We start from the raw sequence: 19,617 nt of genomic DNA, 5'->3' as shown, positions 1-19,617 counted from the left end.
TCCATACAGCCGTAGCAAGCGCTTTCTATCCGGGATGACGCTAGCCTGCCGACAGCGGCCCGGACAAGAGGGCCCGGCCCAAAACCCTCGGAGGAGAGCGATGACAGTCACCCTGGCGGATGTGGCGGCTCGCGCCCGGGTGTCGCCGGCCACCGTCTCCCGCGTACTGAACGGCAACTACCCGGTGGCCGCGTCCACCCGCGAACGGGTGCTGCGCGCGGTGGACGACCTGGACTATGTGCTCAACGGGCCGGCGAGTTCGCTCGCGGCGGCCACGTCCGACCTGGTCGGCATCCTGGTCAACGACATCGCGGACCCGTTCTTCGGGATCATGGCGGGCGCGGCGCAGACCGAGATCGGCGGGCCCGGGGACGGCTCGGGCCGGGCGGGCGGCGAGAAGCTGGCCGTCGTCTGCAACACCGGCGGCTCCCCCGAGCGCGAACTCACCTATCTCACCCTGCTCCAGCGCCAGCGCGCCGCGGCCGTCGTGCTGACCGGCGGCGCCGTGGAGGACCCGGCGCACCAGGCCGCGGTCTCCGCCAAACTGGCCAAGCTCGCGGACGCGGGCACCCGGGTGGTGCTGTGCGGGCGGCCCCCGCTGCCGGACGGCGAGGCGGTGGTGGCCGCGCTCGCCTTCGACAACCGGGGCGGCGGGCGCCGTCTCACCGAGCACCTGCTCTCGCTCGGCCACCGGCGGATCGGCTATGTCGCGGGCCCGCTGGAGCGGACGACGACCCGCCACCGGCTGGAGGGACACCGCGAGGCGATGCGGGCGGCGGGGCTCGTCGGCGACGAGGAGCGCCTCACCGTCCACGGCCCGTACGACCGCCGCTCCGGCTACGACGCCACGCTCGAACTCCTGCGCCGCGAACCGGAGGTGACGGCGGTCGTCGCCGCCAACGACACGGTGGCGCTGGGCGCGAGCGCGGCGGTCCGGGACCGCGGTCTGCGCATCCCCGAGGACATCTCGGTGGCGGGCTTCGACGATCTGCCGTTCTCGGTGGACGCGGTCCCGGCGCTGACGACCGTACGGCTGCCGCTCTTCGAGGCGGGGGCGCGGGCGGGCCGTCTCGCGATGGGCAAGGAGACGCCACCGCCCGGGGGCATCGCGACGATCGCGGCGGAGCTGATGGTGCGGGGGTCGACGGCACCGCCGCGGGTGTGAGCCGCGGCCCGTGCCCCGGCCCCGCTCCGGCCCGGTTTCCGGCCCCGCTCCGGTTTCCGGCCCCGCTCCGGCCTTCGGCCGGGGGCGTGCCGGGGCCCGTTCCGGTTCCCGTTCGGGTCACGGGCAGAAAGATGGGGGCGTTGCCCCCATGTCCTGCGAACGCGTCGCCGGAAGTATGGGGTCTGGCGGACCGGCGGTGCCGGCGCCGGACCGAGGAGGTGCGATGGCGGAGATTCATGCGGGCGGCGGCGAACGGCTGGGCGTCTCTTCCGCGTCACGTCCGGCCGCGGCAGCGGGTTCCTCCGCCGATGCGGTCGGCCTGCTGGAGGCCGAGCGGCCGGCGGCGGACGGGTCCTCCTGGTCCGACGGTTCGTGGTGGCGGCCGGCGCTGACCGGTGACGCGCTGCCCGAACACGCCCCGGACTGGGCGGTGTTCGTCCAGGACGCGATGTCTGCCGCGCCCGAGCGGGCGGTGATCGGCGACCGGGAACACCTGCCGGGGCTGCGTGGATTCGAACGCGTCCTCGCCCCGTTCACCGCCTGCGCGGCGCGGCGGATGCAGGACGGTCTGCCGCGGCGGCTGAACCAGTGCGTCGATCTGGACGCCGTACGCGAGGACTTCGAGCGCCACCTGTCCCGGCGGCTCGCGCGGCTCGCCGCCCGGACCCTGGTCCTGGAGCTGCACACGGCGCGGCGGGACGGGCGGCTGGCCGGGCACGGTCCCGAGGACCGGTTCACCGACTTCCTGCGCAGGACCGGCGCCCGGTCCGGACTGACCGCGCTCTGCACCACGTACCCCGTACTGGCCCGGATCCTGGCACGTGCCGCGCTCGACGCCGCCGCCGCGCTGGCCGAGATGCTGGTCCGGTTCGCCGCCGACCGGCCGGTGCTGCCGGGCGTCCGCGCGTCCCGGGGCGAAGAGGCCGGGAACGGCCGGCTGATGGCGGTCGAGCCCGGTGCCGGGGACGGCCACCGGGGCGGGCGGACCGTGATGCTGCTCCGGTTCGAGGACGGTGCCCGGCTGGTCTACAAGCCGCGTCCGCTCGCCGCGCACCGGCACTTCAACGAACTGGTCCAGTGGTTCAACGCGCTGCCCGGCGCCCCCGGACTCCGTACGCTCGCCCTGCTGGACCGGGGTCCGTACGGCTGGGTGGAGTTCGTCGCGGAACGGCCCTGCCGCTCGGCCCGCCAGGTCGAGGCCTTCTACCGGCGCCAGGGCGCGCTACTGGCCCTGCTGCACACGCTGGACGGCACCGACCTGCACCACGAGAACCTGATCGCGGACGGGGAGTACCCCGTACTCGTCGACGTCGAGACGCTGTTCCACCCGCCGCTGCCCACCGCGGATTCGGACGATCCGGCCGCCCGCGCCCTGCACGGCTCGGTGCACCGGGTGGGACTGCTGCCGCAGCTGCTCGTCGGGGACGAGACCGCGCTCGACATGTCCGGGATCGGCGGTGGGCAGGCGGCCGACTCCCCGGTGCGCAGCGTCGACTGGGCCGACGCGGGGACCGACCGGATGCGGCTGGTGCGCCGCACGGCCCGGATCGGCGGGTCGGCGAACCGGCCCCGGCTGACCAAAACGCCCGCCGACCCGTCCGCCTTCACCCGTGCGCTGTGCGCCGGATTCCGCGCCGGATACACCGCGATCAAGGAGGCCCGCGCCGAACTCCTTCGCACCGGCGGGCTGCTGGACCGGTTCGCGCACGACGAGGTGCGGGTGGTGGCGCGGCCCACCTGGATCTACGCCTCGCTCCTGGACGAGTCCACGCACCCGGACCTGATGAAGGACGCCGCCGAACGGCACGAGGTGCTCGCGCTGCTGGGCACCGACACCCTGGGATCCGCCGCGCTGCCCGGCCTCCTGGACGAGGAGATCGACCAGCTCTGGTCGGGCGACGTGCCCGTGTTCACCGCCCTTCCCGAACGCACCGACCTGTGGAGCGGGACCGGCCGGCTGCTGCCCGGCACGCTCGCCCGGACGGGACTGTCCCTGGTCCGGGCGAAGCTGGCGGCCATGGACACGGTGGACCGCCAGGACCAGGAACGGATCATCCGCGCCGCGATGGTGACCACCTCGCGCGAGCCCGCCCACGAGTCCCGGCCCGGCCCGCGCCGGGTCCGTACGGCCGCGACCGCACCGGAGCCGGAGCAACTGCTCGCGGCGGCCCGGTCGGTCGGCGACGAGCTGGTGTCCCAGGCCTACTCCGGGCCCACCCGGCTGAACTGGATCGGCCTGGAGCTGCTCGACGAGCGCTACTGGCGGCTGGGACCGATGGCCGCCGACCTGGCGGGCGGCTACACCGGTGCGGCGTGCTTCCTCGCCCAGCTCGCCGCGCTCACCGGTGCGGACCGGTACGCCACAGCCGCCCGGGACGCGCTGGCGCCGCTCGCCGGGCTGCTGGACGCGCTGCACGCGCGCCCGGACGATCTGGGCCCGGTGGGCTCGGGTGCGTTCGCCGGGCTCGGCGGGATCGCGTACGCACTGACTCAGGTCGCGGACACGCTGGACGACCCGCGCCTCGGCCGACTGGTCGCGCCCGCACTGCGGTTGACCGGTGCGGCGGCCGTCGCCGAGAGCGAGTACGGGGTGCGCGGGGGCACGGCCGGCGGGCTGGTCGCTCTGCTCGCCGGGTACCGGGCCACCGGACGGGCCGACGTGTGGCGGGCGGCGGAACGCTGCGCAGGGCTGCTGCGCGCGGCACCGCTGCCGGGCACACCGGGGTTCGCCGACGGGTCCGCCGGGATCGGCTGGGCGCTGCTGCGCTTCGCCGAGGCGGGCGGCGGCGAACCGTACCGCGCCTCGGGGCTCGCCGCGCTGCGGGCCGCGACCGACGGCGTGGACTGCGACATCTCCTGGTGCCGGGGCCGGACGGGCGTGGCGCTGGCCGTGCTGGACAGCCCGGCGGCGCGGGCCGACCCGCTGCTGTCCGCCTGGGCGCGCGAGGCGGCGGCGGAGATCGCGGGGGCCGAACCGCCGCCGGACGACAGCCTGTGCCACGGCGAGCTCGGCGTCCTCGAACTGCTGCGCCGCGGCGAGCTGTCGAGTGCTCGCGCCCGCTGGGTGGAGCGGGCCGGGGCGCTGCTCGCGGCGGCCGACCGGGCGAAGCCGCGCTGCGGAACACCCGGCCAGGTACCGCATCCGGGGCTGCTGACCGGACTCGCGGGCATCGGGCACGGGCTGCTGCGGGCCGGATTCCCCGACCGGGTGCCGTCGGTGCTGCTGCTCGCCGGACCCACCCTGCCGGTCGCGCCCGGCTGAGCCCGCCTCCCCCTGCGCGCCAGCGCCTCGCACGTACCACCCGCACCACAGCCCGTACCGCCGCACCGCTCACGTACCACCGCTTCGTACACGTCTCATCGCACCGCTCACGCAACGACAACCTCCCACGAGAAGAGGCAGACCATGCAGACCACCGAAGCTTCCGCCTTCCGCGCCCACGAGTTCGACGACGTCGCCGACGAGCACCCCGTCGGCCGGATCGCCCTGGGTGCGGGCGGCAGACTCGGTTTGCGCAGCAGAATCCTCGGCGCCGTGGACAGCAACCCCGACACCTCGGACCTGCCGTGGACCACCATGACCTGGAACTGAGCCAATTCCATCTCGTATCAAGCGATTTGACGCCATGACCGGTGGGTAGTGGCTCAAGTAGCCTGCGTCCATGCGTACCACTTCGTCGGTGATTGTCGGGCGTGTCGCTGAGACCGGCCTGCTGAGCAACGCCCTGGACACCGCCTCGCGGTGTTCGGGGCGCGCGGTCTTCTTCGTCGGGGACGCGGGCATCGGCAAATCCCGGCTGGCCGGCGAGTGCGCCTACCGGGCGTACGAGCGGGGCATGCCGGTGCTGCGCGGCAGGGCCACGTCGACCGGGCTCGTGGTGCCGTTCCGCCCGCTGATCGAGGCGCTGTCCTCACGGTTCCGGGCGGTCGGGACACCCACCGACCCGGAGCTGGACCCGTACCGTCCGGCGCTGGCCCGGCTGGTGCCGGAGTGGCGCCAGGGCTCCTCCCCCGGCTATCCGGAGACGGTGGTCGAGCTGGCCGAGGCGCTGCTGCGGCTGCTGTCGGTGCTCGGCCAGGAGCACGGCTGCGTGATCCTGCTGGAGGACCTGCACGACTCCGACACCGAGACGATCGCGGTGGTGGAGTACGTCGTCGACAACGTGGCGGACCTGCCGGTGCTGCTGCTGGGGACGTTGCGCCCGGAGCCCGGTGTCGCACTCGACCTGGTGCGCTCGGCGGAACGGCGGCAGGTCGCCACCGTGCGCGAGCTGGCACCGCTCGGTGACGCGGACGTGCGGGAGATGACCGCCTCGTGTCTGGAGGCCTCCCCGGACGAGGTGCCGCAGGCCACCCACGAACGGCTGGCCGGCCGGGCGGGCGGCAATCCGTACCTGGTCGAGGTGCTGCTCGCCGATCTGCTCGACTCCGGCCAGCTGCGCCGGGCCGACGACCGGTGGGAGGAGCACACCAACCCGGACGCGTCGGTGCCGACCGGCGTGGTGCGCAGTTGGTCGCGGCGGCTGGACCGGTTCGACGAACCGGTGCGCGAGCTGCTCCTGTGCTCGGCCACCCTGGGCAGCCGGTTCTCGGTCACCGTGCTCCAGACCGTCACCGGCTTCGACGACCGCACGCTCTTCAGCCATCTGCGCTCCGCAGTGGAGGCGAACATCATCGCCCCCGACGGGGCGGACCCCGACCGCTACACCTTCCGGCACGCGCTGACCTCCGAGGCCCTGGTGGCCTCACTGGCACCGGCGGAGCGGGCCGCGACGGCCCGCCGCGCGGCACTGTCCCTCGCCGCGATCGAGCACGAACTCGGTGACGAGCAGCGGCAGTTGATGGCAACGCTGCAGCTGGCCGGGGGCGACCGGCACGGCGCCGCCCGCCAGTTCGCCGGCGTCGGCCGCCGGATGCTGGCCGCGGGCGCGTCCGGTTCCGCCGTCATCCTGCTGGAACGGGCCCGCTCGCTCGCCCACGAGAGCGATCTGCGGGGCATCACGGAGTCCCTTTCCGTCGCCCACGCCGAGGCCGGTGAACTCGACACGGCCCTGGCGCTGACCGCGGAGCTCCCTCCGGTGCCGCCGCGCTCCGACGCCTCCGAGCAGCGTGGCGAGACCCACATCCGGATCGCCTGGGCGGCCGTGATGGCGGAGCGGGTGGACGAGGCGGCCGGGCAGATCCGGGCCGCGCGGGGCATGCTCGGCACGGCCGTCCGCCCCGAGCTGGAGGCGGCGCTCGACGTGGTGGACGGTCATCTGGCCCTGCTGCCCGGTCATGCGGGCCACGGGCAGCAGGAGCGCGCGCAGGACGCCGCGCGCCGGGCCGCCGCCGTCGCGGAGGAGCGCAGCCTTCCCGTGGTCGCCTGCCAGGCCTGGCAGTTGCTGGCGCTGCTCTCCCGGGAGCGCGGCTTCGACGAGGCCGACGCGTGCCTGGAGCGGATGCTCGCGGTCTCCGAGCAGCACGCCCTGCCGGTGTGGCGGGTGGAGGCGCTGGTCCGGCTCGGCGCCAACACGTTCATGCGCACCGGTGACCCGGCCCGGCTGGAGACGGCCCGGACCGCCGCCCAGTCGCTGGGCGCGCTGGTGCCGATGCAGACCGTGGACGGACTGCTCGCGATGAACGCGGTGATGCGGGGCGAGTGGGACGGGGCGCACGAGATCATCGAGCGGTCGGTGGCCGCCAGCGCGCGGGTCCGCAATCTGGGGGCGCACCGCTATCTGCTGCTGGCCTCGGCGGCACTCGCCGCGCACCGGGGCCGAAGACGGGACCTGGACCGGGCCATGGCCCGGTTCCGCCGGGCGGGCGGCGAGGAGTCCTTACTCGTCCCGCTGCAACTGGGGCTCTGCCGTGCGTTCGCGGCGCTGCTGGAGGAGGACCGCGAGGGTGCGCTGGCCGACCTGGACGCCTCGCTGGCCTGGGAGCTGGAGCACCCCAGTTTCTTCTATCTGAGCGGGCGTTACGGTCTGCGTCCGCTGCTGCGGATACTCGACGGCCGGGGCGGCCGGGCGGAGCTCGACGCGATCCTGGAGAGCCCCGGCGCGGACCTGGCCTGGAACCAGCTGTTCCTGCGCCTGGCCGATGGCGTACTGCACGGCCGGGCGGGCGACACGGACCGGGCCGCCCGGTCGGTCGAAGCAGCCGTCGGTGACGCCGCCGCCTTTCCGCTCGCCCGCCATCTGGGGCTGCGGCTGGTCGCCGGCGCGGCCCTCGCCGAGAAGTGGGGCGAGCCGGTGGGCTGGCTGCGAGCATCGGAGGAGTACTTCTACGGGGCGGGCATCCAGCCGGTCGCCGCCGCGTGCCGGGCGGCGCTGCGGCAGGCGGGGGCCAGCGTCGGGCAGCACCGGGGCGGCTGGGAACGCATCCCGGCCCCGCTGCGGACGAGCGGGGTGACGCCGCGCGAGTACGAGGTCTTCGTACTGCTGGCGGAGCGGCCGGGCAACCAGCAGATCGCCCGGCGGCTGTCCATCTCGCCGCGCACGGTGGAGAAGCACATGGCGAGTCTGCTGAGCAAGACGGGGCGCGCGGACCGCGCGGCACTCTGCGAGTTCTCCGCCGAGTGCGCGGCCGAACGCGACTGACCCGGGGCCGGGGGCGGCGGTTGAGGGCCGGCCCGGGGGGCTCCCCCGGAGGACGGCCTCACCACGGACTCCTCGTTCGACCGTGCGCTCGCCGAGTCCACCGAGTTCGTGCCGGGTGCTCTGATGGCGGCCCCGCTGATCGGCGACGGCCGGGTGCTCGGTGTGCTGGAGGTGCTCGACCCGTCCCCCCGCGCCCGCACGGACATCAGGGAGCTCGACCTGCTCGCCATGTTCGCCCGGCAGGCCGCCGCGGCGTTGCGGATGGCGGCGTACGCCCCGGCCGGCGCGGGTGCGCCGGAGCCGGGCGGGCGGCTGGGGCCCCGGCAGCGGGCGGACGCGCTGAGGCTGCTGGATAGTCTGGAGCAGCTGCTCCGGGAGCCCTGCTGAGGCCGGGCCGGAAGGGTGGCCGGACGACGACGGAAGGACCACGCACGTGAAGCTCGCTTTCTCGACTCTCGGAGTCCCGGGGATGCCGGTCGCCGATGTCGTCCGGCTCGCCGCCGGACACGGCTATCAGGGGGTGGAGCTGCGCGCCCACCCCGAGGAGCCGGTGCACCCGGGCCTGACCTCGGCCGAACGGGCCGCCGTCGTCGAGGAGTTCGGGAAGGGCGGCGTCGAGATCCTGACCGTCGCCGGGTATGTCCGGGCCGCCGCCGAGGGCGAGGACGCGCCCGTGCTGGAGGAGCTGGCCGGGCTGGTGGACCTGGCGCACGACCTGGGCGCGCAGAACGTCCGGGTCTTCCCGGGCGGCGGTGGCCAGGACCCCGCCGTGGCCGACGCGACCGCCGCCCGGCGGCTGGCCGCCGCCGCTCCGCACGCCGCCGACAAGGGCGTACGCATCCTGCTGGAAACCCATGACTCGCACCGGGCCGGTGTCGATGTGGCCCGGGTCGTCGGGACGGTCGGGCACGGGCAGATCGGCGCGCTGTGGGACATCATGCACACCTGGCTGGCGGGCGAGGAGCCGGCCGCGAGCCATGCGGTGCTGGCCCCGCACCTGGGCTACGTACAGGTGAAGGACATCGCGTCGGCCGACGACACCGAGCCGTTGGCGCTGGGGGCCGGGGTGCTGCCGCTGGGGGCCTGTCTGGACACGCTGGACCCGGACAGCTGGGTCTGCTGGGAGTACGAGAAGCGCTGGCACCCGGACGCGGCGGAGCTGCCCGGGCTGCTGGACGCCGGGCGGGAGTACCTGCTGCGGCTGGGCGCGCCCAAGCAGTAGGCGGCGCCCGAGCCCCAGCGCCGGGGCCGGGGGCGGCACGCGGCCGGCTCAGGCGGCCCGCGCCACCTCCGGCTCCGGCTCCGGCGTCTTCGGTGCCGGGGTGCGCGGGCGCCGCGCCCCCGCCAGTGAGGTGAGGGCAACCCCGCCGACCAGCAGCGCCGCCGCGCACCACCGCAGCGGGCTCACCGACTCGTCCAGCAGCAGCGCGGCCGAGGACATCCCGAAGACCGGGACGAGCAGGGTGAACGGGGCCACCGAGGAGGCCGGGTGGTGGCGCAGCAGGAAGCCCCAGGCTCCGAAGCCGAAGACGGTGGTGATCCAGGCGACGTAGACGATGATCCCGGCGCCGCTCCAGTCCAGCGCGGCCAGCGCCTCCTTGTCGCGGTCCCAGCCCTCGAAGAGGAGGGAGAGGCCGAGCAGCGGGAGGACGGGCACGGTCGAGACCCACACCATGAAGTTGAGCGAGTCGGGCGGGGCGGCCTTGCGGGTCAGTACGTTGGACACGCCCCAGCAGGCCGCCGCCGCGATCACCAGGACGAAGGCGAGCACGGGGCCGCCCGCGCCCTCGTCGACCGCCGCGACCCCGATGCCCGCGAGGGCCACTCCCATCCCCAGCAGCCTCACCTTTCCGGGGCGTTCACCGAGGGCGACGGCGGCGAAGAGGGCCGTGAAGACCGCCTGGACCTGGAGCACGAGGGACGAGAGGCCGGCGGGCATGCCGCGGTCCATGCCGATGAAGAGCAGGCCGAACTTCGCCACCCCGAGGACCAGCCCGACGCCCACGATCCACTTCCACGCGACCTTGGGCCGGCCGACGAGGAAGACCGCGGGCAGCGCGGCGACCAGGAAGCGCAGGGCGGAGAAGAGCAGCGGCGGGAAGTGCCCGAGGCCGACCTCGATGACCACGAAATTGACACCCCAGACGGCGGCCACCAGGGCGGCCAGGGCTATGTGGAGGGGACGCATGGACCGAGGATCACCCGCGCCGACCATGTAGCACCAGCGCGGATTTCTTCATGGTGGAATTGAGTGTCGCTAATGAATCACCCATGAATGGCACGGGAGGTCCGGTGCTCGATCTGGCCCGGCTGCGCGCCCTGCACGCCGTCTTCGTCCACGGCTCCGTCGCGGGGGCCGCCGCCGCCCTCGGCTACACCCCGTCGGCGGTCTCGCAGCAGATCACCAAGCTGGAGCGGGAGACCCGCACCACACTGCTGGAGCGCCGCGGGCGCGGGGTCGCGCTGACCGAGGAGGCGCTCCACCTGGCGGCGACGGCCCAGCAGTTGCTGGCGATCGTGGAGCGCGCCGAGACCTCGCTGGAGGAGCGCAGGGGGCTGCCGACCGGGCGGCTGTCGATCGGCGCGTTCGCCTCCGCGGCACGCGGGCTGCTGCCCGGCGTGCTGGCGGAGCTGGTCCGGGACCACCCGGCCCTGGACGTCCGGATGACCGAGGTCGATCCGCATCTCTCGGTCGATCTGGTGGCCAAGGGCGTGATCGATCTGGCGGTCGCACACGACTGGGACATCGCCCCGCTGCCCGCCCCCGAGGGCGTGGCGCAGGCGGTGATCGGTGACGACCGCTGCGATCTGCTGGTGCCCGAGGGGCATCGCCTGGCCGGGCGGGAGGCGGTGCGGCGCGAGGAGCTGGCGGGCGAGCGGTGGATCTGCCAGCCACCGGGGACGGTCTGCCACGACTGGCTCGTACGGACGTTGCGGGCGGCCGGATACGAGCCGGACATCCGGCACCAGGCGGAGGAGAACCACACCCAGCTGGCGCTGCTGGCCGCCGGTCTCGGGGTCGCGTTGATCCCGTGCCTGGGGCGGGGGCAGCTGCCGCCGGGAGTGGTGGCGGTGCCGCTCGATCCCGTACCGGTGCGACGGCTGTACGCGCTGTGGCGTACGGAGGCGGCCCGGCGGCCCGCGATCACGGCGGCGGTCTCCGCGCTGCGGGCGCACGGCGCCGCGGTGGGGCTGGGGCAGGACTGAGGCGGGTCGGGGCGGGCGCCGGGACACCTCTGCCACGCCGGACGTGCTCAAAACGGTCCAGACCCTTGACCGGAAGTTATTTTCTGGATATCCGTGCTCCTTGGAAGTTTCTTTCACCACCCCTCGTCCCCGAGTACGGCCGAAGGAGCTCACGTGCACCACCGCACCTCCAGACGCACCCTGCTCACCGCCACCGCCGCGACGGCAGTCGCCGCCGTCACGGGCGCGGGCCTCGCGCCCGGCGCGGTCGCCGCCCAGCGGTCCGCGAGCAGCGGACAGCACAACTCAGCCGCCACCACCAAGCGCCTCAAGCGGATCATCTCCGGGATGACCCTGGAGGAGAAGGTCGGGCAGCTCTTCGTGATGCGGGTGTACGGGCACTCCGCCACCGACCCCGACCAGGCCGACATCGACGCCAACCTGGCCGAGATCGGGGTCCGCACGGCCGCCGAGATGATCGCCAAGTACCACGTCGGCGGGATCATCTACTTCGCCTGGGCGCACAACACCCGCGACCCGCACCAGATCGCCGACCTCTCCAACGGCATCCAGCGCGCGGGGCTCGCCGGCTCCACCCCGCTGCCGCTCCTCGTCTCCACCGACCAGGAGCACGGCATCGTCTGCCGGGTCGGCGAGCCCGCCACCCTGATGCCGGGCGCGATGGCGCTGGGCGCGGGCGGTTCGCGCTCCGACGCCCGCCGGGCCGGGCAGATCGCGGGCGCCGAACTGGCCGCGATCGGCATCAACCAGAACTACGCCCCGGACGCCGACGTCAACGTCAACCCTGCCAACCCGGTGATCGGTGTACGTTCCTTCGGCTCCGACCCGCAGTCCGTGGCCGGCATGGTCGCCGCGCAGGTGAAGGGGTACCAGAGCAGCAACATCGCCTCGACGGCCAAGCACTTCCCGGGCCACGGCGACACCAGCACCGACAGCCACACCGGACTGCCCGTCATCAACCACACCCGTGAGCAGTGGGCCGAGCTGGACGAGCCGCCGTTCCGGGCCGCGATCGCCGCGGGCATCGACTCGATCATGACCGCGCACATCGTGGTCCCGGCGCTGGATCCCGCCGAGGATCCGGCGACGCTGTCCCACCCGATCCTCACCGGCATCCTGCGCGAGGAGCTCGGCTACGACGGTGTCGTGGTGACCGACTCGCTCGGCATGGAGGGGGTGCGGACGAAGTACGGCGACGACCGCGTGCCGGTCCTCGCCCTCAAGGCCGGCGTCGACCAGCTGCTCAACCCGCCGAGCCTGGAAGTCTCCTGGAACGCCGTCCTGGAGGCCGTGAAGAACGGTGAGATCAGCGAGGCCCGGATTGATGAATCGATCCTGCGCATCCTGCGGCTGAAGACGAAGCTCGGGCTGTTCGACGACCCGTTCGTCAGCCACTCGGGGGTGGACCGCACCGTCGGCACCCGGGCACATCTCGCCGCCGCCGACCGGATCGCCGAGCGCACCACCACCCTGCTCGCCAACGAGGGCGCGGTGCTGCCGCTCTCCCGCCGCTCCCACCGGAACCTGCTCGTGGTCGGCGCCGATCCCGCCTCCCCCTCCGGCACCACCGGACCGCCGACCACCACGCTGGCCACCACCTTCGGCGAACTGGGGTACGCGGCGACCGCGCTGTCCACCGGCACCGCCCCCGCCAAGGCGAAGATCGACGAGGCGGTGGCGGCCGCACAGGGCAAGGACGCGGTGGTCGTGGCGACGTACAACGTCTCGGCGACCAGCTCGCAGCGCACCCTGGTGAGCGCGCTGGCGGCCACCGGCATCCCGGTGATCACGGTGGCGATCCGCAATCCGTACGACGTCGCCCAGCTGACCGGAACCGGGTTCGCGGCGAACCTGGCCACGTACTCCTGGACCGATGTCGAACTGCGGGCCGCCGCCCGGGTGATCGCGGGCCGCGCCGAACCGCGGGGCACCCTGCCGGTCCCGGTGCAGCGCGCGGACGATCCGGCCCGGGTGCTGCACCCGGTCGGTTACGGGCTGACGTACTAGCCGGAAGCACGGAGGGGCTGTGCGCCGCGCGCACAGCCCCTCCCCCTGCTCGCGGGACCGTTACGGCCGCAGCCCGCGCTCGTTCATCACGTCCCGCTCGTCGAGCCGTGCGTCGAACTTCGCGAGCGGCTTCGCCCTCGCCGGGTCGTCCCGCACGGCGGCCGGGGCGATGAACGCCTTGCGCATACGCCCTCCCCAGGAGTCACAACAGTCGTCGTGAACCTAGCGGCGGCACCTGTGCCGCCAGACCCGGTCGACGCGGCGGAACCGCGTGTCCGGGCCCGCGGGTCAGCAGAGAATCCAGCCCGTGGAGCCCGGCTTCCCCGAGATCCTGGCCGAGGCCCTGACGCACCGGTTGAGCGCATGGACCGTCACCGGGCCGGCCTGCTTGGTGTATTTGCCGCTGTCGACGACGGGGCTGCCGCCACGCGCCTGGATCGTCACGGACATCGGCCGGCGCGGGCCCGGCTTCTTGGCGACCGCTATCGCGCAGGCGTAGGAACGGTTCTTGTAGACGCGCAGCTCGCCGGTCTTGAACGGGACCGTCTTCGCGGGGCGCCCGGCGCAGACCGTCGCGGCGTCGGCGCGGCCGGCCGCGGGGCCGCCGAGCACCAGGCCGAGGGCGGCCACCAGCGGCAGGACGACCGAGCACATCAGCATCCGGCGGCCGTTGCCGTTTCCCCTTCTGTCGCCACCCCCATCGGGCAATTCTGCCTTTCCGGACTTTTCCGTCCCTCTTATCACCAGCAACCCCATCACCAGTCGAACGCTTACACCCTTGATCGGCGTATACGCATACATGCGTACGACGCAGGAGACCATCCGGAGGTTGCATTCGGCGCGCTCCGTCCCCGGCGCAACCGAATCGCCACAGCATGACTCCAACCGGACAGAGCCACACGAAAGGCAGGAACTGTCATGCTTCAACTCCGCAACGCACAGGACCCCCGCAGCCGACACCTCATCGGCCGGACGCTGCTCGCCTCCGCTCTCCTCACCGCCGTCGCCGCGGTCCCGGCGGTCGCGGCGGCCCCGCAGGCACCGCGGACCCCGGCGGCCGCGGCGCCGGTACGCAGCGACCTCGGCGCCCCCGCCTACCAACAGGTCGCCCACTTCTACGGCGCCTACATCGATGCCGTCTCCGCCGGGGACGGCGGCCGGCTCGCCACCGCCCTGAGAACCTTCTATCTGACCCCTCGCCTGCGCTCCGAGCTGAACACCTGGGAGCAGCGCAACCACGCGGACGGGGTGCTCCGCGCCCAGAACACCCCGCTCGCCTTCCGGGTCACCCCGGGCGACAGCGCCGCCGGCCACACCTGGTCGACGGTGCGGCTCACCTGGAGCGGTGGCGAGCACCCCACGTACTCGTACCTGACCGTGCGTTCGGACCTGCGGAACGGGAAGATCTCCGGCATCGGCCGGTGAGCCGGCGGGCGGGCCCGCCGGCTCACACCCCGGCGGGCTCGTCCTCCCCGATGAAGGTGCGCCACAGCACGGCGTAATGCCCGTCCCTGGCCAGGAGTTCGTCGTGCGTGCCGTCCTCGACGACCCGGCCGTGGTCCATCACCACGACCCGGTCGGCACGGGCGGCCGTGGTCAGCCGGTGGGCGACGACCAGGGTGGTGCGGCGGCCCGTGAGCCGGTCGGTCGCCTGGTTGACCAGGGCCTCGGAGGCCAGGTCCAGGGAGGCGGTCGCCTCGTCGAGCAGCAGGACGTCCGGGTCGACGAGTTCGGCGCGGGCCAGCGCGATCAGCTGGCGCTGACCGGCCGAGAGGTTGCGGCCCCGCTCGGCGACCTCGTGCAGATAGCCGCCGTCCAGGGTGGCGATCATGTCATGGGCGCCGACCGCCCTCGCCGCCGCCTCCACCTCGGCGTCGGTGGCCTCGGGCCGCCCGTAGGCGATGGCGTCGCGGACCGTGCCCGCGAAGAGGTACGCCTCCTGCGGCACGACTCCGAGCCGGTGCCGGTACGCGGTGAGGTCCAGGCGGCGCAGATCGGTGCCGTCCGCCGTGACCCGGCCGCCCGTCGGGTCGTAGAACCGGGCGACGAGCTTGACGAGGGTGGACTTCCCCGCGCCGGTCTCGCCGACGAACGCGACCGTCTGGCCGGCCGGTATCCGCAGGTCGACGCCGCTGAGGGCCTCCTCGGCATCGTCACCGGAGCCGTACGCGAAGGACACGTCCTCGAAGGCGATCTCGCCGCGCAGCGACAGCACGTCCAGCGGTTCGTCAGCGGCGTCGGTGGAGGTCGGCTCGCGCAGCAGCTCCTGGATGCGGCCGAGGGAGACGGTGGCCTGCTGGTAGCCGTCGAAGACCTGGGAGAGCTGCTGCACCGGGGCGAAGAACAGGTCGATGTAGAGGAGGTAGGCGACCAGCGCACCGGTGGTGAGCGTGCCGTTGTCGACCCGGCCCGCGCCGACGATCAGGACGGCGGCCGCAGCCACCGAGGACAGCAGCTGCACGAACGGGAAGTAGACCGAGATCAGCCACTGGCCGCGGACCCTGGCCTCGCGGTAGTGGTCGCTGCGCTCCGCGAACCGGCCGGCGCCGTCGGCCTCGCGGCCGAAGGCCTGCACGATCCGCAGCCCGGAGACGGACTCCTGGAGGTCGGCGTTGACCACGCTGATGCGTTCGCGGGCCAGCTCGTACGCCTTCACGCTCTTGCGGCGGAAGAAGAACGTTCCGATGACCAGCAGCGGCAGCGTCGTGAAGACGACGAGGGCCAGCTGTACGTCGAGGACCAGCAGCGCGACCATGATGCCGAAGAAGGTGACGACGGAGACGAAGGCCGTGACCAGTCCGGTCTGCAGGAACGTCGACAGCGCGTCCACGTCCGTCGTCATCCGGGTCATGATCCGGCCGGTCAGCTCGCGCTCGTAGTAGTCCAGGCCGAGCCGCTGCAGCTGCGCGAAGATCTTCAGCCGCAGTGAGTACAGCACCCGTTCGCCGGTGCGGCCCGTCATCCGGGTCTCGCCGATCTGGGCGGCCCACTGCACGAGGACGACCACGAGGGCCAGCGCGGAGGCCGCCCAGACGGCGCCGAGCGCCAGCTGCGAGACGCCCTGGTCGATGCCGTGCCGGATCAGCACCGGCAGCAGCAGACCGGCGCCCGCGTCGACCGCGACCAGTACCAGGCTCACCAGCAGCGGCAGTCCGAAGCCGCGCAGCAGCCTGCGCAGCCCGTAGGAGTCCTCGGCGCCGACGGCCCGTGCCTCGTCGATGTCAGGGGTGTCGGTGGCGGGCGGCAGCGCCTCGACCTGGGCGAGCAGTTCGGGGGTGGCGGGCATGCCGGCCGCGCCGGTGTCGCGCGGCTCCTCCTTGCGGACCCACAGGTGGGGGCTGATGCCGCGCTCGGCGTCGAACTCGGCGTCCAGCTCCTCCTGGAGCGCGCGCTCGTCCTCGGGGGTGGTGCCGACGGCGGGGGTCGGCCGGTGGTGACCGGGCGAGGTGCCGCCCAGCTCGTCGGGGTCGGTGAGCAGCCGCCGGTAGAGCGGGGAGCGGCGCTCCAGCTCCTCGTGGGTGCCGATGTCGGCGAGCCGGCCGTTCTCCAGGACGGCGATCCGGTCGGCGAGGCCGAGGGTGGAGCGGCGGTGGGCGATCAGCAGGGTGGTCCGCCCGGCCATCACCTGGCGCAGCGCCTCGTGGATCTCGTGCTCGACGCGGGCGTCGACGGCGGAGGTGGCGTCGTCGAGGAGGAGCAGCCTGGGGTCGGTCAGGATGGCGCGGGCGAGCGCGACGCGCTGGCGCTGGCCGCCGGAGAGGGTGAGTCCGTGCTCGCCGACCTTGGTGTCGTAACCCTCGGGCAGGTCCGCGATGAACCGGTCGGCCTGGGCGGCGCGGGCGGCCTCCTCGATCTGTTCCCGGGTGGCGTCGGGGAATCCGTAGGCGATGTTGGCGCGGACGGTGTCGGAGAACAGGAAGCTGTCCTCCGGTACGAGGCCGATGGCGGCGCGCAGGGACTCGTGGGTCAGCTCGCGGACGTCGTGGCCGCCGACCAGGACGGCGCCGTGCGTCACGTCGTAGAAGCGGGGCAGCAGCAGCGAGACGGTGGACTTCCCGCTGCCGGACGCGCCGACGACGGCGACGGTCTCGCCGGGCTCGATGGTCAGCGAGAACCCGTCGAGGACGGGGCGCTCGGCGTCGTAGCCGAACCGTACGTCGTCGAACTCGACGCTGGCGGGGGCGTCGGCCGGGAGTTCCTTGGTGCCGTCCTTCATGGTCGGCTCGGTGTCGATGAGTTCCAGTACGCGCTCGACGCCGGCCCTGGCCTGCTGTCCGACGGTGAGGACCATGGCGAGCATCCGGACCGGGCCGACGAGCTGGGCGAGATAGGTGGAGAACGCGACGAAGGTACCGAGGGTGATCTCGCCCCGGGTGGCGAGCCAGCCGCCGAGGGCCAGCATCGCGACCTGGCCGAGCGCGGGGACGGCCTGGAGGGCGGGGGTGTAGCGGGAGTTCAGCCGGATGGTCCGCAGCCGCCCGGCGAACAGCTTCCGCCCGACCTCGCGCAGCTTGCCGGTCTCCTGCTCCTCCTGTCCGAACCCCTTGACGACCCGGACTCCGGAGACGGCCCCGTCGACGACTCCGGCGACGGCGGCGGCCTGCCCCTGGGCGTACCAGGTGGCGGGGAAGAGCCGGGAGCGGGAGCGGCGGGCGATGAACCAGAGGGCGGGGGCCACGGCGATCGCGACCAGGGTGAGCAGCGGCGAGAGCCACGCCATGATCACCAGGGAGATGATGAAGAGCAGTACGTTCCCGATCGTCATCGGGAGCATGAACAGAAGCCCCTGGATCAGCTGAAGGTCGCTGGTGGCGCGCCCGACGACCTGGCCGGTGGACAGCTCGTCCTGCCGCTTCCCGTCGAGGCGGGTGATCGTTCCGTACATCTCGGTACGGAGATCGTGCTGCACGTCGAGGGCGAGCCGGCCGCCGTAGTACCGGCGGATGTACGTGGACACGTACACCAGCGCGGCGGCGACTATGAGGAGCCCGGTCCAGACGGCGAGGGACCGCGTGCGGTCGACGACGACGTCATCGATGATCACCTTGGTGATCAGCGGGACGAGGGCCATCACCGCCATGCCCGCGAGCGACGAGCCGAGCGCCAGCAGCACGTTGCGCCGGTAGCGCCATGCGTAGCCGCACAGCCGCCGGGCCCATCCCGGGGCCTGCGTCACGCTCTGTACGTCCCCTGCGTCCGTCACCGGTGCCTCCCGTCAGACCTGCTCTACCGGAAGGCACCAACGCGGTGGGCAGCGGATTTCATCCCGCCGTTACAAAAGACGGGACCCTGGTCGTAGGCCGGTGCGACGTCCTGCCTACGGCCTGCGTACGCCGTCCGCTGCCCGGCTACGAACGCGGCGTCGCGGTGAGCATCCGTACCGCCGGGGCTTCCGGTACCGCGGGCACCGCTTCCTGCGGGGCGGCGGGCGGGGCGATGGTGGAGGTCGTCTTCGCGGCGACGGCCGGGTTGAGGTCCTTGTGCACGGCGCGGGCGACGGCCTGAATGGTGTTGATGCCGTCGTTCATCGTCTTGTTGTCCTGCGTGAGCACGGTGATCCCGTAGTCGTGCCCCGTGCCGGTGAAGGCGCCGATGCTGTGCACCCGCCAGCCGTGGGTGGCGCGCGGCAGCCAGCCGTTCTTGACCTGGACGGTCACCCCGGACGGGGCTCCGGCGGGCGTGCCCCAGCGCTGCGAGGAGACGACCTTGCGCATCAGGCCCAGCTCGTAGGAGCGCGAGTTGTCGCTCAGCACGGAGTTCTTGGCGGTCAGCAGCGTCAGCAGCCGCAGCTCGTCCTGGGCGGTGATCCGGGTCAGCCCCCAGTAGCCACCGGAGCCGGGCACCGTGTGCGTCATCCCGGCCGCCTTGAGGAACGCCTTGACCTTGGTCACTCCGAGCTGCTTCCACAGGCTGGTGGTCGCGTTGTTGTCGGACTTGGTGATCATGGCGGTGGCGAGGTTGATCTCGCGCTGGGTGAGATAGCGGTTGTGCTTCTTGTTGTCCCAGAGCAGCGTCGCCAGCACGGTCGCCTTCACGACGCTGGCGGAGTCGTACGTGCTGGTCGCCCGCAGGGAGCAGTTGGTCTTGGTCCTGCGGTCGTAGAGCGCCACGGCCGTCGTCGACTTCCGGCCCTTGAGCGCGGCGGTGATGTCCTTCGACAGCTTGGCGGCGAGCCCCGCCTTCCCGGACGTGCAGCTCACCGTCGGCGTCGCCGCCGCGGCGGCGGGCGCGGCGCCGAGCGCCACCGGTGCGAGCACGCCCGCGGCGAGCGCGACGGACAGCGCGCCGCGCGCACGGCGCGATACGTGGGATCCAGACATGAGGCTTTCCCCGTCCCCTGAGTCATCTGTACGGGCGCGCCCCCTGCACGCCCGAAAGGAATGACTCCCTGGCGTACGAAAAGTTGTACGAGGCACGGGTCATGTGACGGGGCTGTGACGCCGGGGACGCTGCCGACGCTGCGCAGACGGACTGCCGGGCGGGGGCGCGGGTTCCGGTTGTCCGTGGAGCCGGCCGGCTACAGATGCGTGGGCTCGAACATCCTCAGCAGGGCCGGGAGCACGACCACCGAAGGGCCCGGCCGGGCGAAGGACTTCGTCAGGTCGGCGGTGAGCGTCTCGGGGGTGGTGCGGACCGCCGGGACGCCGAAGGACTCGG

Annotated in this window: 12 protein-coding genes and 2 pseudogenes; 9 read left to right on the top strand and 5 right to left on the bottom strand. The window is 73.3% G+C overall.

Features of this window, described 5'->3' with window-relative positions; genetic code table 11:
• Positions 1-100 precede the first annotated feature (100 nt).
• The 6 genes and pseudogenes from BT364_RS34620 to BT364_RS34595 all read left to right on the top strand — a co-directional run bounded on the left by BT364_RS34620 (position 101) and on the right by BT364_RS34595 (position 8,968).
• Positions 101-1,165, top strand: coding sequence for a LacI family DNA-binding transcriptional regulator (locus BT364_RS34620; protein ID WP_072489164.1), 1,065 nt, complete (start codon positions 101-103; stop codon positions 1,163-1,165).
• A gap of 223 nt (positions 1,166-1,388) precedes the next feature.
• On the top strand, positions 1,389-4,427 hold the full coding sequence (locus tag BT364_RS34615; RefSeq protein WP_256260349.1) for a type 2 lanthipeptide synthetase LanM family protein: 3,039 nt from the start codon (positions 1,389-1,391) through the stop codon (positions 4,425-4,427).
• A 144-nt stretch (positions 4,428-4,571) separates the two neighbouring features.
• On the top strand, positions 4,572-4,757 hold the full coding sequence (locus BT364_RS34610; RefSeq protein ID WP_072489162.1) for a hypothetical protein: 186 nt from the start codon (positions 4,572-4,574) through the stop codon (positions 4,755-4,757).
• 70 nt (positions 4,758-4,827) lie between these two features.
• Positions 4,828-7,746, top strand: a complete 2,919-nt coding sequence (locus BT364_RS34605) for an ATP-binding protein (protein WP_072489161.1) — start codon at positions 4,828-4,830, stop codon at positions 7,744-7,746.
• A 51-nt stretch (positions 7,747-7,797) separates the two neighbouring features.
• Positions 7,798-8,133, top strand: a pseudogene (locus BT364_RS34600) (GAF domain-containing protein); the annotation flags it as partial.
• A 46-nt stretch (positions 8,134-8,179) separates the two neighbouring features.
• On the top strand, positions 8,180-8,968 hold the full coding sequence (locus BT364_RS34595) for a sugar phosphate isomerase/epimerase family protein (RefSeq protein WP_072489160.1): 789 nt from the start codon (positions 8,180-8,182) through the stop codon (positions 8,966-8,968).
• A gap of 48 nt (positions 8,969-9,016) precedes the next feature.
• On the opposite strand, the gene BT364_RS34590 is transcribed toward BT364_RS34595, so the two are convergent.
• Entirely contained in the window at positions 9,017-9,934 is a 918-nt protein-coding gene (locus tag BT364_RS34590; RefSeq protein ID WP_072489179.1) for an EamA family transporter, read from the bottom strand.
• A gap of 104 nt (positions 9,935-10,038) precedes the next feature.
• Between BT364_RS34590 and BT364_RS34585 the strand changes: the two genes are divergently transcribed.
• Entirely contained in the window at positions 10,039-10,953 is a 915-nt protein-coding gene (locus BT364_RS34585; RefSeq protein ID WP_072489178.1) for a LysR family transcriptional regulator, read from the top strand.
• A gap of 153 nt (positions 10,954-11,106) precedes the next feature.
• Positions 11,107-12,960, top strand: a complete 1,854-nt coding sequence (locus tag BT364_RS34580) for a glycoside hydrolase family 3 protein (RefSeq protein WP_072489159.1) — start codon at positions 11,107-11,109, stop codon at positions 12,958-12,960.
• A gap of 60 nt (positions 12,961-13,020) precedes the next feature.
• Here the strand turns inward: BT364_RS34580 and BT364_RS40580 are convergent.
• Together BT364_RS40580 and BT364_RS34570 are read right to left on the bottom strand one after the other, a co-directional pair.
• A pseudogene (locus tag BT364_RS40580) lies at positions 13,021-13,137 on the bottom strand (hypothetical protein); the annotation flags it as partial.
• A gap of 111 nt (positions 13,138-13,248) precedes the next feature.
• Positions 13,249-13,620 carry a hypothetical protein gene (locus BT364_RS34570; RefSeq protein ID WP_072489158.1) on the bottom strand — a complete coding sequence of 124 codons (372 nt, stop codon included), beginning with the start codon at positions 13,618-13,620 and terminating at the stop codon, positions 13,249-13,251.
• A 258-nt stretch (positions 13,621-13,878) separates the two neighbouring features.
• Between BT364_RS34570 and BT364_RS34565 the strand changes: the two genes are divergently transcribed.
• Complete coding sequence (locus tag BT364_RS34565) at positions 13,879-14,385, top strand: hypothetical protein (RefSeq protein ID WP_072489157.1); 507 nt, start codon at positions 13,879-13,881, stop codon at positions 14,383-14,385.
• A 22-nt stretch (positions 14,386-14,407) separates the two neighbouring features.
• Here BT364_RS34565 and BT364_RS34560 read toward each other — a convergent pair whose 3' ends face one another.
• Both BT364_RS34560 and BT364_RS34555 read right to left on the bottom strand, forming a co-directional pair.
• Positions 14,408-18,163: an ABC transporter ATP-binding protein gene (locus BT364_RS34560; RefSeq protein WP_072489156.1), complete on the bottom strand. Its 3,756-nt coding sequence runs from the start codon at positions 18,161-18,163 to the stop codon at positions 14,408-14,410.
• Positions 18,164-18,308: 145 nt separating this feature from the next.
• Complete coding sequence (locus tag BT364_RS34555) at positions 18,309-19,280, bottom strand: serine hydrolase (RefSeq protein ID WP_072489155.1); 972 nt, start codon at positions 19,278-19,280, stop codon at positions 18,309-18,311.
• Positions 19,281-19,617: the final 337 nt, after the last annotated feature.

It is taken from the genome of Streptomyces atratus (assembly GCF_900119365.1).
Lineage (GTDB): Bacteria > Actinomycetota > Actinomycetes > Streptomycetales > Streptomycetaceae > Streptomyces > Streptomyces atratus_B.
The sequence above is the reverse complement of the archived record's forward strand: the minus strand, read 5'-3'. Positions and strand labels throughout refer to the sequence as shown.

Bases quoted from the DNA above. Each gene is read 5' to 3' on its own strand.
- BT364_RS34620 (WP_072489164.1), top strand. From the start codon at position 101: ATGACAGTCACCCTGGCGGATGTGGCGGCTCGCGCCCGGGTGTCGCCG.
- BT364_RS34615 (WP_256260349.1), top strand. From the start codon at position 1,389: ATGGCGGAGATTCATGCGGGCGGCGGCGAACGGCTGGGCGTCTCTTCC.
- BT364_RS34610 (WP_072489162.1), top strand. From the start codon at position 4,572: ATGCAGACCACCGAAGCTTCCGCCTTCCGCGCCCACGAGTTCGACGAC.
- BT364_RS34605 (WP_072489161.1), top strand. From the start codon at position 4,828: ATGCGTACCACTTCGTCGGTGATTGTCGGGCGTGTCGCTGAGACCGGC.
- BT364_RS34590 (WP_072489179.1), bottom strand. From the start codon at position 9,934: ATGCGTCCCCTCCACATAGCCCTGGCCGCCCTGGTGGCCGCCGTCTGG.
- BT364_RS34570 (WP_072489158.1), bottom strand. From the start codon at position 13,620: ATGCTGATGTGCTCGGTCGTCCTGCCGCTGGTGGCCGCCCTCGGCCTG.
- BT364_RS34565 (WP_072489157.1), top strand. From the start codon at position 13,879: ATGCTTCAACTCCGCAACGCACAGGACCCCCGCAGCCGACACCTCATC.
- BT364_RS34555 (WP_072489155.1), bottom strand. From the start codon at position 19,280: ATGTCTGGATCCCACGTATCGCGCCGTGCGCGCGGCGCGCTGTCCGTC.